Annotated in this window: 12 protein-coding genes and 2 pseudogenes; 4 read left to right on the top strand and 10 right to left on the bottom strand. The window is 73.3% G+C overall.

Annotation, left to right across the window (positions count from 1 at the left end):
* Positions 1-33 precede the first annotated feature (33 nt).
* Positions 34-639, bottom strand: coding sequence for a TetR/AcrR family transcriptional regulator (locus tag OJ254_RS09700; RefSeq protein ID WP_265362014.1), 606 nt, complete (start codon positions 637-639; stop codon positions 34-36).
* Between the two features lie 142 nt (positions 640-781).
* On the opposite strand from OJ254_RS09700, the pseudogene OJ254_RS09695 reads away from it, so the two are divergent.
* A pseudogene (locus OJ254_RS09695) lies at positions 782-1,938 on the top strand (FAD-dependent oxidoreductase).
* Between the two features lie 72 nt (positions 1,939-2,010).
* On the opposite strand, the gene OJ254_RS09690 reads toward OJ254_RS09695, so the two are convergent.
* The 6 genes and pseudogenes from OJ254_RS09690 to OJ254_RS09675 all read right to left on the bottom strand — a co-directional run bounded on the left by OJ254_RS09690 (position 2,011) and on the right by OJ254_RS09675 (position 9,074).
* The gene (locus OJ254_RS09690) at positions 2,011-3,825 is read right to left on the bottom strand and encodes an FAD/NAD(P)-binding protein (RefSeq protein ID WP_265362013.1); all 1,815 of its coding nucleotides are present in this window, start codon (positions 3,823-3,825) and stop codon (positions 2,011-2,013) included.
* A gap of 88 nt (positions 3,826-3,913) precedes the next feature.
* On the bottom strand, positions 3,914-3,991 hold the full coding sequence (locus tag OJ254_RS31555; RefSeq protein WP_410011375.1) for a class III lanthipeptide: 78 nt from the start codon (positions 3,989-3,991) through the stop codon (positions 3,914-3,916).
* Positions 3,992-4,278: 287 nt separating this feature from the next.
* Positions 4,279-4,356, bottom strand: coding sequence for a class III lanthipeptide (locus tag OJ254_RS31550; RefSeq protein WP_410011375.1), 78 nt, complete (start codon positions 4,354-4,356; stop codon positions 4,279-4,281).
* Between the two features lie 9 nt (positions 4,357-4,365).
* Positions 4,366-7,047 carry a class III lanthionine synthetase LanKC gene (gene lanKC, locus OJ254_RS09685; protein WP_265362012.1) on the bottom strand — a complete coding sequence of 894 codons (2,682 nt, stop codon included), beginning with the start codon at positions 7,045-7,047 and terminating at the stop codon, positions 4,366-4,368.
* On the bottom strand, positions 7,044-7,745 hold the full coding sequence (locus tag OJ254_RS09680; protein ID WP_265362011.1) for a GNAT family N-acetyltransferase: 702 nt from the start codon (positions 7,743-7,745) through the stop codon (positions 7,044-7,046). The genes lanKC and OJ254_RS09680 overlap by 4 nt, the downstream gene beginning before the upstream one ends.
* Positions 7,746-7,809: 64 nt before the next feature.
* Positions 7,810-9,074, bottom strand: a pseudogene (locus OJ254_RS09675) (beta-ketoacyl-[acyl-carrier-protein] synthase family protein).
* Between the two features lie 449 nt (positions 9,075-9,523).
* On the opposite strand from OJ254_RS09675, the gene OJ254_RS09670 reads away from it, so the two are divergent.
* Positions 9,524-9,703 carry a DUF5708 family protein gene (locus OJ254_RS09670; RefSeq protein WP_265362010.1) on the top strand — a complete coding sequence of 60 codons (180 nt, stop codon included), beginning with the start codon at positions 9,524-9,526 and terminating at the stop codon, positions 9,701-9,703.
* A gap of 526 nt (positions 9,704-10,229) precedes the next feature.
* On the opposite strand, the gene OJ254_RS09665 is transcribed toward OJ254_RS09670, so the two are convergent.
* Positions 10,230-11,477 (bottom strand): helix-turn-helix domain-containing protein, encoded by a 1,248-nt coding sequence (locus tag OJ254_RS09665; protein WP_423835873.1) that lies wholly within the window; start codon positions 11,475-11,477, stop codon positions 10,230-10,232.
* A 549-nt stretch (positions 11,478-12,026) separates the two neighbouring features.
* Here OJ254_RS09665 and OJ254_RS09660 point away from each other — a divergent pair.
* Together OJ254_RS09660 and OJ254_RS09655 are read left to right on the top strand one after the other, a co-directional pair.
* Positions 12,027-12,695: a DUF1707 SHOCT-like domain-containing protein gene (locus OJ254_RS09660; protein ID WP_265362008.1), complete on the top strand. Its 669-nt coding sequence runs from the start codon at positions 12,027-12,029 to the stop codon at positions 12,693-12,695.
* A 14-nt stretch (positions 12,696-12,709) separates the two neighbouring features.
* The gene (locus tag OJ254_RS09655) at positions 12,710-13,552 is read left to right on the top strand and encodes an ABC transporter permease (protein WP_265362007.1); all 843 of its coding nucleotides are present in this window, start codon (positions 12,710-12,712) and stop codon (positions 13,550-13,552) included.
* Between the two features lie 204 nt (positions 13,553-13,756).
* On the opposite strand, the gene OJ254_RS09650 is transcribed toward OJ254_RS09655, so the two are convergent.
* Positions 13,757-15,481, bottom strand: a complete 1,725-nt coding sequence (locus OJ254_RS09650; RefSeq protein ID WP_265362006.1) for a thiamine pyrophosphate-binding protein — start codon at positions 15,479-15,481, stop codon at positions 13,757-13,759.
* Entirely contained in the window at positions 15,478-16,719 is a 1,242-nt protein-coding gene (locus OJ254_RS09645; RefSeq protein WP_265362005.1) for an aldehyde dehydrogenase family protein, read from the bottom strand. The genes OJ254_RS09650 and OJ254_RS09645 overlap by 4 nt, the downstream gene beginning before the upstream one ends.
* Between the last annotated feature and the right edge of the window lie 136 nt (positions 16,720-16,855).

Raw genomic sequence — 16,855 nt, 5'->3', positions numbered from 1 at the left:
GTGGGAGGGAGCGGGCCGGGGGGCTGACGCCGGTCAGCCGTCCTCGCCGGGGTGGTCTTCGCCGCGGGCCAGGGGGGTCGTGGACCAGCCGTGTTCCAGGAGGGCGAACAGGTCGCGGATGGCCTGGGCCGGGTCGGGGCTGGTGCGGGCGAGGGTGGGGGCCTCCAGGGCGAAGCGGGCCAGGCCGGTGACGGCGAGGTCGTCCGGGGGCAGCCCGGTGGCGTCGGCGAGCGTGGCGGCCAGTGCCTTCTCGTGGCGCGACCACATGCGCCGGGCGGCATCCCGCAGCGCGGGGGTGGATTCGACGAGGACGAGGACGGGGTCGTCGGCCCGCAGGGCCGTACGGGTCCGCACCAGGTGGTCGCGCAGGGCGTGCAGGACGGGCCGGCCGGGGGCCCGGTCGCGAACGGCGGCGACCAGGGCGCTCTCGACGTCCGCGTCCAGGTCGAAGACGAGGGCTTCCTTGCTGGGGAAGTGCTTGAAGAGCGTGCTCAGCGAGACGTCGGCCGCCTCCGCCACTTCGCGGACGCCGACGTTGTCGTAGCCGCGTTCCGTGAACAGCCGCAGCGCGGCATCCGCCAGGGCCTGCCTGGTGCGGGCCTTCTTGCGCTCGCGGCGCCCGGTCGTCGTCTCGGCCATGCCCCCACCCTACCCCAGCTGAGGTGACTCGATCAGAAACGCAGTCGGATAGGAAATCGAATCAGTTGTACTTTTGTAGCCGCTGTGCTTCTGTGGTTGCGCATCCGCACCCTCTCGATCCGTGGAACGGAGCGTGGCCCTCATGTCCACCACCCCTCGCATCGCGATCATCGGCGCCGGTCCCGGCGGCCTCGTCTGCGCGCGCGTCCTCCAGCAGCACGGCCTGCCCGTCACGGTCTTCGAGCGCGAGCACGACCCCCGCTCCCGCTCGCAGGGCGGCACCCTCGACATCCACGAGGACACCGGCCAGGTCGCCCTGCGCGCGGCCGGACTGTTCGACCGGTTCCGCGCGCTGTCCCGGCCCGAAGGCCAGCAATGGCGCCTGTACGACCGCCACGCGGCCCTGATACGCCACGACCGGGCCGGCGAGGACGATCTGAGCAAGCCCGAGATCGACCGCGGCCAGCTGCGCGCCCTCCTGCTGGACTCCCTCGCCCCGGCACCGTCCGCTGGGGCCACGGCGCCGAGGCCGTCACCCCGCTGCCCGACGGAACCGTCCGGCTGCACCACCACGACCGCACCGTCGAGGACTTCGACCTGGTCATCGGCGCCGACGGCGCCTGGTCGCGGGTGCGCCCCGCGCTCTCCGACGCCCAACCGTCCTACGCCGGGGTGACGATGGTGGAGATCCGCTTCGACGACGTCGACCGCCGGCACCCCGGCATCGCCCGCCTGGTCGGCGACGGCACCATGTCGGCCAAGGCCGGCCGCCGCAGCCTGGTGCTGCAACGCAACAGCGACGGCCACATCCGCGGCTACGTCAACTTCCGCGGGCCCCAGGACTGGCACGCCGGCCTCGACCTCGCCGACACCGAAGCCGTACGCGCCCGCCTGCTCGCCCAGTACCAGGGCTGGGACGAGAGCTTGCTGGCCATCCTGCGCGACAACGAGGGCGCCTTCATCAACCGCCCGATGTTCGTGCTTCCCGTTCCGCACGCCTGGCAGCGCGTCCCCGGCATCACCCTGCTCGGCGACGCCGCCCACCTGATGCCGCCGGTCGGCGTCGGCGCCAACCTCGCCCTGCTCGACGGCGCCGAACTCGCCCAGGCCGTCATCGACCACCCCACCGTCGACCAGGCCCTCGACGCCTACGAGAGCGTCATGCTGCCCCGCGCCGCCGACCACGCGAAGACCGCCCAGCAGATGCTCACCAGCCTCATGCCGGACACCGACTCCGACACCGCCGCCTTCCCCGACACCCAGTGGCCGACCGGTACCGGATCCACGCCCGCCCGGTAAGCGGATCGATCACGGCCACCCCCACCGGCCCATTCGGGAAGACCCGCGGCGCCGCAGACAGGTACGTGGGAATCAGCCATCCACCAGCAAGCGCCGCGCCACCGCATCGTTCTGGCGGAAGAAGATCGCGTCCGTCCCCGGCCGGGGGAACTGGGCCGGGCCGACGATGACGCGGTCGTGGTGGGTGGTGCCGTGGGCGTCGACCGGGTGCAGGTCGGGGCCGGACAGCCGGAGTTCGCCGGTCGGGGTGCCGTCCTCCGTGCGGGCCTCGGTGAGTTCGCCGCGGGAGAGGAGGGCGCGGAGCAGCGGGTCCGCGAGGCGGTCGGGGGCGGGAGCCGACAAGCGGGCGTCGAGAAGGACGGCGGCGTCGTGGGCGGCGCCGGGCACCGCGGGGCTGGTGGCGCGGAAGACCGGCCCGGTGCCGTCCGTGGCCGGCGTCGTGATCTCCACGCGCATCTCGGGGCCCACGAACACCACCACTCCGGCCTCGGCCAGGGCCAGCAGTTGCTCGGCGCGCAGGGGCGGGGGGCCGGAACTCAGGTACGTGCCGAGGGAGAAGCGGGCGAACGCGTCCGCCAGCTGGTCACCGGCCAGGTCGCCGGAGCGCCACAGGTCCTCGATGACCGCGCCGGTGCGCTGGAGGCCGTCCACCAGCGCGGTGGTGACGGCCCGGGCCGGGCCGGTGCGGCGGTGGTGGACCTCGGCGAGGTGCGCGCGCAGCCAGCGCTGGAGGCCGTCGGCGTCGGCGAAGCGGCGGCCGGCGAGCGGGGCGGACACGAGATCGAGGTCGAGGCGGTCGGCGGGGTCCGGAACGGCCTCCCGGGCGAGCTTGGCGAGGCGGTCCGCGTCGGTGAGCAGAAGCGCGTACTGGGCGTCGAAGTCGTCCCACGTCATACGGACACGGGCGGGCTGTTCGGCGAAGAGCGCGCGGTAGTGGCACCAGCCCAGCTCGGCCAGGACCAGCGGCCAGACGTCGCGGCCGAAGGTGGCGCCGGGCCGGGACAGCCGGGCCCGGCAGGCGTCGGCGGTGGCGAAGCGCGGGGCGGCGGGGCGGGACGGGACGGCGGCGCGGGCCGGCTTGGGCGGGAGGGGGACACCGCGGCGGGAGCCCGCGTACAGACGGGGCTCGCGGCCGGAGGGCAGGTAGCGGAGCCGGCCGTCCGGGGTGCGGTCGAAGCGGCCGCCGCGGCCCTCCGTCAGCAGGGCCAGGCAGTCGATGAAGACCAGGCCGAGGCCGCGGACGACGACCGGCGCGCCGGGCGGGACGGCGTCCAGGGCGGCGGGGTCGGCGGGGCCCGGCCCGATGCGGGTCAGGCCGGCCGGCGCGGGCTCGGTACGCACGTCCGGGTGCCCTTGCGCCAGGACCACCCGGTCGGCGAGGAAGGGCGGTTCGGCGGAGTCGAGGACCACCTGTTGGCGGGTGCCCGGTGCCGCGCCGTCCGCGGACGTCCGGCGCAGGTCGATCGCGCGCGCCCGGTGGACGTACAGGCGGACTGAGGAGGGTCGTCCGGCGGTCACCGTCTCGAAGAAGTGGCGCAGGTAGCGGCCCTGGTCGCGGCGCGCGGCGTAGGCACCGTCGTGCAGCGGGCCGGTCAGCCACTCGGCGGTGGTGGGGCCGGGGCGCGGCGGCCCGGCGCAGGAGACGCTCGGGTCGGGGTAGAGGGTGACCTGCTCGGCGGCGGAGTTCATCCACAGCAGGCCGGGCTGGTCGGTGCGCCAGGTGCGGCCGGCGCCCGGCGGGTACGGGTCGACGAGGTGCAGGTCCAGGGGCCGGTCGCCGTACAGGGCGGGGACGTTGGCGAGGATCCGCTCGACGAGGGAGGTGCCGCGGGGGCCGCAGCCGATGATGCAGAGGGAGCGGGCCGCCGGCTCGGTACGGTCGTTCAACTCGGCTCTCCCCCCGAGGAGTTGGGCTACGCGGAAAAAGGGAACCCGGTGGCCCCGCGCCGGGAGCACGGGACCACCGGGTACCGGGTCAGCAGCCGGTGCTGACGGTGGAGCCGAGCGCCTGGGCGTCACGCTCGCCCGGCACCTCCAGACCCTGAAGATCCATGATGCTCATTTACGACACCTCCCTTCCGTTGTCCGTTCCGGATGCGTACAGTGCGTAGGACGACACCGAACTCGGTGTCAGCAGCCGCCGCTGAGGGTGGAGCCGAGCGCCTGAGCGTCACGCTCGCCCGGCACCTCCAGACCCTGAAGATCCATGACCGACATGTGAACCTCCCTCCGGGGGGTGAGCAGGAGCGGTGGACAGCGCCGATGACGTATCAGGTGCCGTTGCGGGACACCTGGACCCGACGGGCCGTGCAATGACGGTGCACGGCCCGTCGGCGTCATTCAGCAGCCGGTGCTGACGGTGGAGCCGAGCGCCTGGGCGTCACGCTCGCCCGGCACCTCCAGACCCTGAAGATCCATGATGGTCATTTACGACACCTCCCTTCCGTTGTCCGCAGTGCCCGCCGGCCCGGTCGGGACGGTGGGGGTCGCGGTGCCGTGGGCACCACGGGCGCGCTCCGGGACGGCCGGTTGACCGGCCGCGGCGGACCGCGGGTCAGGGAGGAACGGCAGCAGCGGGGTGCCCCGTTCGGCGGCGGAGAGTGCCAGCAGTACGCCGGCCCCGCCGGTGGCCACGTCCATGGAGATCCGGGCCCGGCCGTCACAGGGGAAGACCGTTGCGCCGTTCAGCGTCATGGCGTGCTGGTGGAGGTTGGTCAGATGGCGGCGCAGATACCGCTCGGCGGTCTCCGGTGGCCAGGGGGCCTGCGCGCGCAGGGTGGCGAGGGTGCCGATGAGACCGGCACGGCCGCCCCACAGACCCGACTCGATGACGAAGTCGGAGGAGCAGGCCCGGAGCAGCCCCGGTAGTGCCTCGCGGAGGCGGGCGTCGTCGCGGTGGCGGAGGAGTTCGGCCGCCACGAGGGCGATGCCCGCGCTGCCGTTGTCGAGGTAGGGCAGCAGGCGGAAGCCCTCGTCGACCTGGAGGGTGTCCTGCGGTCCGGGGCTGCAGCGGTCGAGGTCGCGGTGGACGGCGCGGACCGCCTCGTCGAGCAGGGCGGGGTCGCCGGTCGCGCGGTGGGCGCGGAGCAGGAAGAGCGCGGGGCCCGACCAGCCGTACATCAGGCCGCCGGCGTGGGTGGAGCCGCGCCGGCGGGTGCGCTCGATGGGTTCGGTGCGGGCGGTGGCGAGCCGCGCGGTGACGCGGTCGGCCAGATCGAGGGCCTGTTGCCGCAGGGCGCCGTCGTCCAGTACGTCGGCGAAGTGCAGGAGGTTCAGGCCGGCGCCGGACAGGCCGCGATAGAGGCTGGGGCAGTGGCGTACCGGGAGCCGGTCGGCGGCCCGGTCGAGGGCTCGCAGGGCTCCTTCGCGGTCGCCCAACTCCGCAAGGACGTAGGCGATTCCGTGCAGGCCGTCGTAGAAGCCGATGCGTTCGGCGGTGACCCGGTCGACGGCGGCGCGCAGCCAGGCCGCGCCCTCCTCGTCGCGTTCCCCGAGGGCGGTGTGGCGGGCCCACAGGACGCCGGCGGCGCCGTGTCCGAAGCCCGCGCCGCCCTCGGCGAACTGCGCGAAGTCGCCGGGGTGGAGCCGGTCGGTGCGGTGCGGGGTGGCGCTGTCGCGCAGCCCGCGGTCGATCGAGGCCAGGATGTCGGAGGGTGGGAACGCCTCCGGCACGCTGCGCAGCGGCGACGTGGTGTTGTCGTTCGGGGCGAGCTGGGGGGCGAGCCGGGACACCAGGTGGCCGGGGAGGCCGAACCGGCGGGTCGCGGTGTCGAGCAGGGCCGACGCCTTGTCGGGGGCCAGTCCGCCGAGCGCGGCGAGCGGCAGGAACATCCACAGGGCGATCGCGGCCAGTGCGTAGTGGTCGCCGTCCGCGCCGGTGGCGTCGGCCCGGTGGAAGCCGGGGGCGCCGAGGCTGCTGGGGGTGGCCAGGTCGATCTGGTCGGCCACCTCGAAGTCCAGGAGGACGGGGACGTCGCCGGGCTGGATGATGAAGTTGCCCGGGTGCAGGTCGCCGATGCGCACCCCGCGGTCGTGCACCGAGGCGAGCAGCTCCTCGATCCGGCCGAACAGGGCGAGGGCGCGGTCCCGGTGGGCGGCCACCGCCGCCTCGTCGGGTTCGGGGACGGTCAGCGGGTAGAGCCCGGCGAGCCAGGACTGGAAGTCCTGTCCTTCGATGTCCTCCAGGACCAGGAAGAGGTGTTCGCCGGCCTGGAAGGTGCCGAAGGTGCGGGGGATGCCGGGCAGTCCGGCCAGTTGGGTCAGGATCCGGTGCTCGTGGGCGAGCCGGGCGACCGCGTCCCGGCCGACTCCGTCGGTGCCGGAGTACGGCCGGCCCTCCTTGAGGACGACGCTGTGCTGTCCGGCGCCGAGGGCCTGTTCACCGGCCGGTTCGGCGCGGTAGACGCCGCCGCCGTGCGAGAAGTGCAGTGCGCCGGTGATCCGGTACGGGAAGTCGTCCACGGCCTGCCGGGCGGCCAGCGAGTCCTTGAGGACGTCGGGGACGGTGACCCAGTCGGGGGTGTGGAAGACCGGAGTGCGACGGTCCGGTTCGGGCGTCCCGTCGGGGCGCCGGAAGGCCGGGACCAGCTCGCCGTCGGCGTCCTCCACGTAGTGGGTGCGGAATCCGCCGTAGCGGACGTAGAGCGGGCCCTGGCGGAAGCGCAGGTCGGTCAGGACGTACGGGCCGGGGCGGCCGCCGACGATCGCGTCCAGTCCTTCGAGGGTGCGGGCCAGTTCGGCCTCGTCCTCGGGGTAGACGGTCAGCAGCTTGCCGGCGGAGGAGCGCTGGGCGTACTTGCGGCTCAGGGCACGCTGGACGTTGGCGCTCTTGAGGTACTTGAAGGCGATGCCGTGCCGGGCGCAGTAGCCGGCGACGTCGGCGAGGGTGCGGGGGGCGTCGTCGGGGGACGCGCTGACGTGGATCTTCCAGCCCTGGTCGGGGAGCCGGTCCTCGGGCGGGCGGCAGATGGTCCAGGCCTCGTTGTCCTCGCGGGTCCAGCCGTCGGGCAGCGGCGGGGCGGGGAAGCGGGTGGCCTCCAGGTCCCAGTTGCCGGGCCAGTCGAAGAAGGTGCGGTCGGCCAGGGCGAAGCTCTCGGCGCCGTCTCTCATGCGGCACCCCGCTCGGCAGGGACGATCGCGTTGGGGGTGGTGACGTCCGGTTCCAGGTAGGGCGTGAGCGCGGTCCGGTCGGCCGTGGCGAGGTGCGCGGCGAGCACCGCCCTGGCCTGCACCTTGTCGTCCTCGGACACGAAGTCCTCCAGCCCGACGGCCAGTACGCGGTTGTCCTCGCTGGGCTTGAGCGAGGCGTAGTGCTCGTCGCGCAGCAGGCCCCACACGATCGCGTCGTGGTACTCGCCGTCGAGGTAACAGTGGTCCCGCAGGATGCCCTCGACCACGAACGGGGTCTTGGTCATCAGCCGGATGATGCCCTTGTTGTAGCCGGCGGTGGTGACCTGCACCCGGTGGGCGTCGAGCTGGTGGAAGAGGTAGTCGACGAGGAGGACGACGGCCTCCGCGCCGTAGCCGCGGCGCCACAGTTCGGGCGAGCCGATCGCGCCGCCGACGGTGTAGCCGCCGATCCTGCCCGACCGCTGGTAGCTGACGGTGCCGATGCGGGTGCCGTCCTTGGTGCGGATCACCAGGTGGTGGACCCGGCCGGAGCGGTTGGCCTGCTCGACCTCGGCGGCGCCCAGCAGCTCCCAGTCACCGCTGAGCACGGCCGCGGGCGAGCCGGGGCGCAGCCAGGAGGCGATCGCGGCCCAGTCGTCGTCGCCGGGCCATTCCAAGGTCACCAGTCGTCCCTGCATGGTGCGTGTCCCTCCTCTGTGGTCTCGTGTGTCAGCGGGTGCGGCGCTCGGGGCGCGTACGGGGTCATGTGCGGTAGCGCTTCAGGACGAGGACGGCGTTGTGACCGCCGAAGCCGAACGAATTGCTCAGCACCGCGTCGCCGTCCCATTCGCGGGCACCCTTCACGACCAGGTCGAGGTCGTCGTCCTCGGGGTGGTCGCAGTTGCGGATCGGCGGGATCCTGCGGTCCCGCAGCGAGAGCACCGCGGCCGCGGCCTCGGCGGCCCCGGACGCGCCGAGCATGTGCCCGGTCATGCTCTTGACCGCGGTGACCGGTGTGCGGCGCAGCTGGTCGGGGCCGAGCACCTCGCGCAGCGCGGCCGCCTCGATGCGGTCGTTGAGCACGGTGCCGGTGCCGTGGGCGCTGATCTGCCCGACGTCATCGGGGTCAGGCCCGCGTCGGCGAGCGCCCCGCGCATCGCGCGGACCGCACCGGCGCCGGTCGGATCGGGGGCGGTGGCGTGGTGGGCGTCGGTGGTGGCGGCGTAACCGGCGACCTCGGCGAGGATCGTCGCGCCGCGGCGTTCCGCGTGGCCGGCCTCCTCCAGGGTCAGGACGGTGGCGCCGACCGCCATCACGAAGCCGTCGCGGTCCCGGTCGAAGGGCCGGCTGGCGCCTTCGGGGTCGTCGTTGCGGCGGGACAGTGCCCGGGCGTTGGCGGTGCCGGCCAGGTCGGCGGCGGTGAGGGAGTCGTCCGTGCCGCCGGCCAGGACCACGTCGGCCCGGCCGTGGCGGATCAGTTCGGCCGCCTCACCGATGGCCACCGCGCCGGTCGCGCAGGCCGCGGAGACCGCGCAACTCGGGCCGCTGATGCCGTACTTGATGGACAGCAGACCGGCCGGGTGGTCGATGGCGGTGAGCACCGAGTGGTACGGCGAGACCCGCCGCGCGCCCTGGTTCTTGAGCACGTCGTACTGCTGCTGGATGGCGTGCGCGGCGCCGTAGCCGGAGCCGATCACCGCGGCGAAGCGGTACGGGTCGACGTCGGCCCTGGGTTCGAGGCCGGCGGCCCGCATCGCCTGGCCGGCGGCGACCACCGCGTACTGCGTGAAGAGGTCGGTGCGCCGGACCTCCTGCGGGGTGAGGAAGCCGGAGCCGGCCGGGTCGAAACCGGTGAGGTCGCCGCCGATGCGGACCGGGAGGCCGGAGGTGTCGAAGCGGGTAAGCGCGGTGACACCACTGCGGCCGGCGAGGAGGGCGGTCCAGAAGTCTTCGGTGGTGTTTCCCACGGGGGACACCACGCCGCAGCCGGTGACGACGACGCGCCGCCGATCTGTGCGTAACTCCATGAAACGCCTCCTGATTTCCTGCCCCGTTGTCACGCTCGGGGCGTCCTCATGACCAGAAACATGACAGCTGAGTCATCGTCTTGTCAACAGGTTGCGGGAGACGCGGTCAGTCGAGGTTTCCTGTCGATCCGTGTCATCAGGCCTCGCACCAGCGGAAACGCTCTCAGGGCGATGACTGACAGAGTCAGGAAAATTGACTATGGCGAGGGTTCGAGGAGGCGAGGAGGGGGGCCTGGGCGCGGGGGCGGGCTCCGGGGGCGCGCGCCCCACGGCCCCCTGGTAGGGCCCGGCGTACATAGAAAGTGACAGTCCGCGGGCCGGAAAGTGCCTACCTGCGGACGATCCGGAGACCGGGCCGCGACGGGACGCTGGTGACTACCACCGCCCCGCGCCGGCCGGCCGGGGCGCCATCACCGGGCCATCACCGGGACGAGGAGACAAGGGAACCGATGAAGGGTATTGCGATAGGCATTGTTCTGGCGGTCATCGGACTGGTCCTGTGGCTGACCACAAAGGAAGTCGAGACACCGATCGTCTCCCTGCACAAGGCGGGGCTCATCCTGGCGATCGTGGGCGGCGCGGAGGCACTGTTCGCGCTCCTCGGATTGGGAAAGAAAGCTAATAAATGAATGCGTCAATTACGTGCAATAACGACATAAGGGCATAGCACCCCAGGGCCCATTGCGCCGCCGCGGCGTCTTTCCGTCCCGGCGGTCGCCCGCCCACTTTTGCAACCGGTCGCAGCGCAAATCCCGTTCACCGGCCACGTATATACGGACCGCGGCCTTGCTTTTGTGCTCAACCACATGGGTGCCGATGCGGCCGTCCGCCGGCTTTTCCGGCCGCCGGCCGCGGATCTGCCATTGCCGCGTTTGCTTTCGCGTTCGCCGGGCGGCCTCGACAGGCCCGCTATCGCGCTCACCGGACGTCGTCGACCGGCGGCCCACGCACGCACCGGAGCGGCTTCACGAGTCGCTCCGGAGCCGTATCGGAGCGGCTTCACGGGCCGCTTCGGGGCCGTATCGGAACGACTTCAGGGCCCTCTCGGAGCGGCTTCAGGGCGGCTTCAGATCCATCCCGGAGCGGGTTCAGGGCGGCTTCAGATCCATGCCGGAGCGGGTTCCGCCCGGCTCCAGCGCCGCCCGAGGGCTGGTGTCAGAGCTGGTCTTGCGGCTGCCTGGCCGGGCTCTCGGCGAGCCGTACGAGCCGTTCCCGGGCCCGCTCGGCGTGCCGGTACGCCTGGGCCCGCCGGAACAGGTCGGCGGCCTGCCGGTAGTGTCCGGCCGCCCGCTCACGGTCCCCCACCCGCTCGCACGCCGCCGCGATCTCCTGGAGCGCGGCGGCCTTCTCATGGCTGCGGCCGGTCTCGGGCAGCGCGGCCAGCTCCTCGCCCAGGGCGGCCAGCCGGTCCCGGTCGCCGGAGGCCTCCGCGCAGACCGCGTCCGCGGTGGTGAGCCAGAGCGGGAATTCCGGTTCCTGCGCCACCGAGGCGACGACCAGCCCGCGTTCGACAATGCTGCGCGCCGCCGCCGCATCGCCGCGGTGCAGCAACAGCAGGGCGTACTGGCCGTTGACCTTCTCCCACAAGGGGAACCCGGCGGCCGGGGTGACCCGGCGCGCGCACTCGCCCAGCAGCTCGGCGGCACGCTCCCACTCGCCGCGGTCCCGCAGCGCGAGCGCCCGGTGCAGATCGATGGTGGCGCGCGGCCCGGGAAGGATGCCGTCGGCCGGCGGGCGGGAGAGCTCGGGCTCGGGGGCCCAGTCCGGGCAGCCGCTCCAGTAGGCGCAGCGGGTGAGCACGTCGAGGACGAGCAGCAGGTGGAAGCCGGTGCCGGGGCCGGTGGCCGGGCCGCCGGCGGGGCCCTGGGCCGGCCGGCGGTCGGTGCATTCGAGGTGGCCGGTGAGGGCGTAGCGCAGCCCGTCCTGCACCCGGCCGGCCGATTCCAGCAGGTCGGCGAGGGCGATCAGGGCACGCAGCCGGGCCTCGGCGTACGGCGCGGGGGCGAGCGCGTCCAGCATCCGCAGCAGGACGTCGGCGCCCTCGTCGGCGCGGCCGAGCGAGCCCAGTATTTCGGCAATGGCGAGCTGCGCCTCGGTAAATACGTCGTCCTGCCGGCCGGCCGGCTCCATCGAGGCCAGTGCGCGGAATTCTGAGAGCGCTCCCTCGGCGTCGCCACCCTCCCATTGCCGGCGGGCCGCGACCAATCGTCCGACCAGGTCCAGCCGGCGGGCCAGGCCGGGGCTTTCGGCCGGCTGGGGGCTGCTGGAGATTTCGTCCACGCCGACGCCGAGGCGGGCTGCGAGGATCTTGAGCGCCCGGCCACTGGGAATGCGCTTCCCGCGCTCGACCAGCGAGATGTAGCTGGACGACATTTCGGACCCGGCAAGGTCGTGCTGCGTCATTCCCGCGCTGACCCGAAGCTCTTTGATTCGCCGCCCGGTGTCCGCCAGCTCAGGCATTCGCCAAACCCTCCGGATTTCGAACAGTGGATGACTCCGGCCGGTCGGATCAAAACGCCGAGTCACAATGAGTGCTGGGCACTTTACCAAGCAGTCAAGAAGAAGTCGACCGATATTCGGATTCCTTCACCGGTCTTCACCGGTGGTCACCGAGATCATTTCCCGGGTGACTACCGGAGCGGAAAACCGGCCGCCGAGTACACCAAAGCCGGGGAAGTCCGCCGCCCCGTCAATCCCCCGGAACCGTCGCGCGCGGCGGTCCCTCCCCCGGCGGCCCCCGTCCGCCGCGTCCCGTAGCCCCGTTCCGAAGCCCCCGTTCCGAAGCCCCGCCCGCTCCGTACGCCGCGACCGCCACGTACGCCGAACTGTGTGCCCGGGGCCGCGGGTCAACCTTTCGATGTACTACCCCGCGCCGATGCCCACGCCCGGCCCGACGTGGTGCGATGAGCACGCACACGCCCCACCTCGCCGGACCCCGCGGAGGCACCCTCCATGACCCAGCCCCAACGTCCCGACCTCACCAAGGATGTGGCGCCCACATCCGCCTCCCCCGGCCCCTCCGGATCCGCCCGCTCGGTGCTGGCGTCGGACGCCGAGCGGGAGACCATGGTCGAACGGCTCAGGGAGGCCACCGCGGAAGGCCGGTTAACCCTCGAAGAGCTCGCCGAGCGCTCCGAGGCGGCGTATCTGGCCCGGACGCGCGAGGAGTTGGCGTCCGTGGGCGAGGACCTGCCCCATGTCACGGCCCCCGCGACCGCCGGCTCCGGCCAGCGCTCGTTCCGCGCCCTCTTCGGCGACCTCGTGCACCACAGCCCCGCGCTGGAACACGGCATCGAGGCCACCGCGGTCCTCGGCGACCTCACCCTCGACCTGTGCTCCTCCCCCGCCCCGCCGACCGGTGAGCTCACCATCGAGGCCAAGGCGCTCGTCGGCGATGTGCACCTGCTGCTCCCCGAGGGCGTCCGGGTGGAGATGAACTGCAGCAAGGTCTTCGGCGACCTCCGCGATCTGACCCGGGCGCACTCCGGCCCCGAGTCCGTCACCCCGCGCATCCGCGTGAACGGCTCCGCCGTCTTCGGCGACATCATCGTCGCCCACCCCAGCAGCGACCGCCGCTCGTACTGGCAGAAGTGGCTGGACGAACGCCGCGGCCGGGCCTGACCGGAGGAGCAGCCGTGACGACCCTTCAGGCCGCGCCCCGCCCCGAGGCGCCCGCCCCCCTCCGCGACGAGGGCCGGATCGGGCCGCGGGCCACGGCCCGGCACACCGGCGCGCTGGTCCGCCGCAACCTCCTCCGGATCCGGCAGAACCCGGAGTCGATGATCGACGCGCTGCTGATGCCGATCGTGCTGACGCTGCTGTTCGTCTACGTCTTCGGCGGGGTGATCGGCCGCGGCGGCAGCCGCGCCCAGTACACCGCCTTCCTGGTGCCGGGCCTGATGGTCATCCTCGGCATGACCATCGCCATGGCCGTCGGCACCGGCGTCAACGACGACTTCCGCACGGGCGTGATGGACCGCTTCCGCACGATGCCGATCGCCCGCTCCTCGATCCTCGTGGCCAAGGTCGTGGTGGAGACGGGCCGGATGCTGGTCGCCATCACGGTCCTGCTGATCGTCGCCGCCCTGCTCGGCTTCGACTTCTCCGGCCGCTGGCCCGGTATAGCCGCGGCCATCGGCCTGACCACCCTCTTCGGCACGTCGCTGATCTGGATCTTCATGCTCCTCGGTCTGACCCTGCGCACCGCACAGGCCATCCAGGGGCTCTCGGTGATCGTGCTGACCCCGCTGCAGTTCGCCTCCTCGATCTTCGTCTCGCCCACGACGATGCCGGACTGGCTGGCCGCCTTCACCCGGATCAACCCCCTGACCCACATGGCCGACGCGGCCCGTGGACTCGCCCTGGGGGAGGGCCCGGTGGCCGGCCCGGTGCTCTGGACGGTGGTGTGGTCGGTGGGCCTGACCGCGCTCACCGCCCCGCTGGCCGTCGCCAAGTTCCGCCGCAAGACCACGAACTGACACCATCCGTACGCAAGGGAGCGCATCCCCGTCACGCCTTCGGCGTGGCTCCCCGTACGAAGAAGACGTGGACCGGCCCCGCCCCCGGCCACCCCCGAGCCGGGGAAGGGGCCGGCCCACGCACGCCCCGACGCACGCACGCCCCGACGCACGCGGGGGCCGTGCCGCCGACGGCGGCACGGCCCCCAAGAAGCCGGGTCCCTGCTACTCCTCCTCCGCCCGCTCCGGGAAGTCGCCCGCCGCGCCCGTCATCCCCGGTGGGGTGTCCGCCAGCGCGACCGCCACCTCGACGACGGACGTGGTGCCGGCGGCGACCTCGCGCCAGGCCGCGGCCAGCGCGTCGGACAGCCGGTCGGGGTCCGTCACCCGGCGGTGGCCCAGGCCGTAGGCGCCGGTCAGACCGTCGGTGCCGGTGGGCCGGGGGCGGGTGAAGGCGAAGCGCGAGTCCGGGCCGGAGACCCGGTCGAGGTTGGACTGCAGCCAGCCGTAGCCGCCGTTGTCCAGGACGACGTAGAGGACGGCCGCGCCGGCGTCCGCGACCGTCGGCAGCTCGGCGCGGAAGAGGTGGAAGGCGCCGTCGCCCACCACCGCGACCACGGGCCGCCCGGCCGGCTCGGCCAGCCGTACGCCGACCGCGGCCGCCGCGCCGAAGCCCAGCGGCGTCTGCTCGCTGGGGACGACGGAACCGCCATCGGCACCGAGCGCGTAGTGCGGGAAGAAGTACGACCACATGTCCTGCAGGCCGTTCTCCTGGACGAGGACCCGGCCGGCGGGGACGGCCCGCTCCAGCTCGGCCAGCACCCGGGCGACCGGGACGGTGCCGTCCGGCGTCCGTTTCCCGGCCTCCTCGGCCCGGTCCGCGGCGCGCTGCGCCAGCGCGGCCCGTACGGAGCGGACCCGCTCGGCCCAGGCCCCGTCCGGCCGGTGCCCGTCGAGCAGCCCGGCCCAGCCGTCCACGGTCGACGCCACGTCCGCCAGGACGTACGCCCCCGGACGGTCCAGGACCAGGCTCTCCTCGCCCAGGACGGCCTGGACGACGGGGAGTTGGTCGGCACCCTCCGGCCAGCCGAAGGTGGCCGTCTCCTCCAGGCGGCTGCCCAGCGCGACGACCAGATCCGCCTCGCGCCACAGGGCGTCCACGGGCCCGACGGTGTAGAGGCCGCTGACGCCGCAGTGCAGCGGGTGGTCCTCGGCGACGGTGCCGCGGCCGGAGGCGGTGGTGAAGATCCCGGCGCCCAGCCGCTCGGCGAACCGCTCGATCCGGCGGTCCGCGTTGCGGTGCCGGGCACCCCCGCCGACCAGCAGCAACGGCCGCCGTGCGGCGGTGATCCGGGCCGCGGTGGCGGCCAGCGCGGCGGGGTCGGGGGCCGGCCGCTGGGGCACGGCCGGGCGCCAGGGCCCGGTACGGGGGACGGGTTCGCCGGCGATCTGCTCGGCGAGTTCGACGTAGACCGGTCCGGGCGTGCCGTTGACGGCGAGCGCGGCGGCCTTCTCCAGGGCGCCCGGCAGCCGCTCGGCGTGGTCGACGCGGACCGCCCACTTCACGTACGGGCGGACCGCGGCCAGCTGGTCCAGCTCCTGGAAGGCGCCGGTGCCGACCCGGTCCAGCCGGGTGCCGTCGGCGATCAGGATCAGCGGTACGGCGGCGGAGCGCGCCTCCAGCAGGCCGGTGAGCGCGTTGGTCACCGCCGGGCCCTTGCCGATCACACAGACCCCGGGGCGGCCGGCGGCGAGCGCGTAACCGGTCGCCATGAAGACGGCGTTGCGCTGGTCGCGGCAGAGCACCACGTGGACGTCGGAGTCCTCCAGCGCGCCGAGCGGTGCCATGTCGTCGCCGGGCAGCCCGAAGACCGCGGTGGTGCCCAGGTGGTGGAGGTGGTCGGCGATCGCCGCCCAGGCGGACGGGTGGGCCGCGGGATGCTGGTTCATCGGCCGCCTCCCGGACGGTGGGCGGCGACGGCCTTGGAGATCAGCACGGGCTCGGCGCGCAGCTCCCGGCCGTCGGAGATGTAGTTGGCCATCCGGCCGTAGCCGCCGAAGGGGGCGTTGCCGTCGTCGATGGACAGCAGGGTGGTGTCCAGGGTGACGGTGGTGCGCCGGCGGAGCGCCTCGACGAGGGCCGGGGCGTGACCGTAGACGCTGGAGCCCAGGGCGCGTTCGGTGAAGGTGCCGGTGGTGAGGGTCGCGGCGAGCGCGTCCTCGTCGCGGTAGGAGGCGACGTTGAAGATCGGGGCGAAGAACTCCGGCACGTGGGTGCGCGGGGTGACCTCGTCGCCGACGACGACGGCGGGGTCGAGGCGGCGGGCCCGGAAGTCGACGTGCCCGCCGTGCACGATGCCGCCGCGGTTGCGGGCCAGGAACTGCGCGCCGTCCTCCAGCGCGCTCTCGTAGAAGATCGGCCCGAAGTCGGCGTCCGGGTCGGTGTACGGCCCGTAGCGCAGCCCCTTCAACTCGCTGACCAGGGCGTCCACGAACGGGTCGAGGAGCGAGGCGTGGACGGTGAAGAGGTCCGGGCCCAGGCAGTCCTGGCCGGTGTTGAGGACACGGATGGCGAGGGCGTCGCGGGCGGCCCGCTCGACGTCGGCGCCGGGGGCGACCACGAACGGGTTGACGCCGGAGCCGAGGAAGAGGAACAGCTGGCCGGGGGTGAGCCGGGCGCGGATCTGCTCGGCGTTGGCGTAGGCGCCGGTGAAGACGACGACGTCGGCCGGGCTGACGTGGTCCTGGAGGAACTCACGCTGGCTGGCGGTGGTGAGGGTGATGGGCAGGCGGTGCTGCTCGGCGAGCAGGGCGTGCAGCCGGCGCATCTGGTCCTTGACGCGGCTGGAGGGGCGGAAAACCAGCCGCTCCGTGTAGAGCGCGGGGACCAGGAGGTAGAGGGCGTAGGAGTAGAGGATGACGTTCGACGGCATGAAGGCGGCCAGCCGGGGGACCCGGCCGGGCCGGTGGGTGGCCACCTCGTCCAGGGCCCCGTCGAGGGTGGCGACGGTGGACTCGATCTCGTAGCGCGCGGCGCGGTGGGTGGAGATCTCGCACAGCAGCGCGTGCACGGTGTCGGCGTTGTCCACCAGAAAGTCCCGGACCCGGCGGACGGCCGCCGCACGTCGGCCGTCGACACGGTCCTCCGGCTCGGCGGCCACGGTCGGCCATGCGGGAGCGGAGCTCATATGTCCCTCCTCGGGGCGTAGTCCATGGAGGGTCAGCGTCAGCCAATTGTCATTTATTGTCAAGTAAAGTCATTACACTCGACCGGCCTTTGTGACAAGCATCCCTCGTCGCACCCCGTCCGCAACCCCCGCCGCG

It is taken from the genome of Streptomyces endophytica, assembly GCF_026153355.1.
GTDB classification, from domain to species: domain Bacteria; phylum Actinomycetota; class Actinomycetes; order Streptomycetales; family Streptomycetaceae; genus Streptomyces; species Streptomyces endophytica.
Note: the sequence above shows the minus strand (reverse complement) of the source record. Positions and strands in the feature narration are given on the sequence as shown.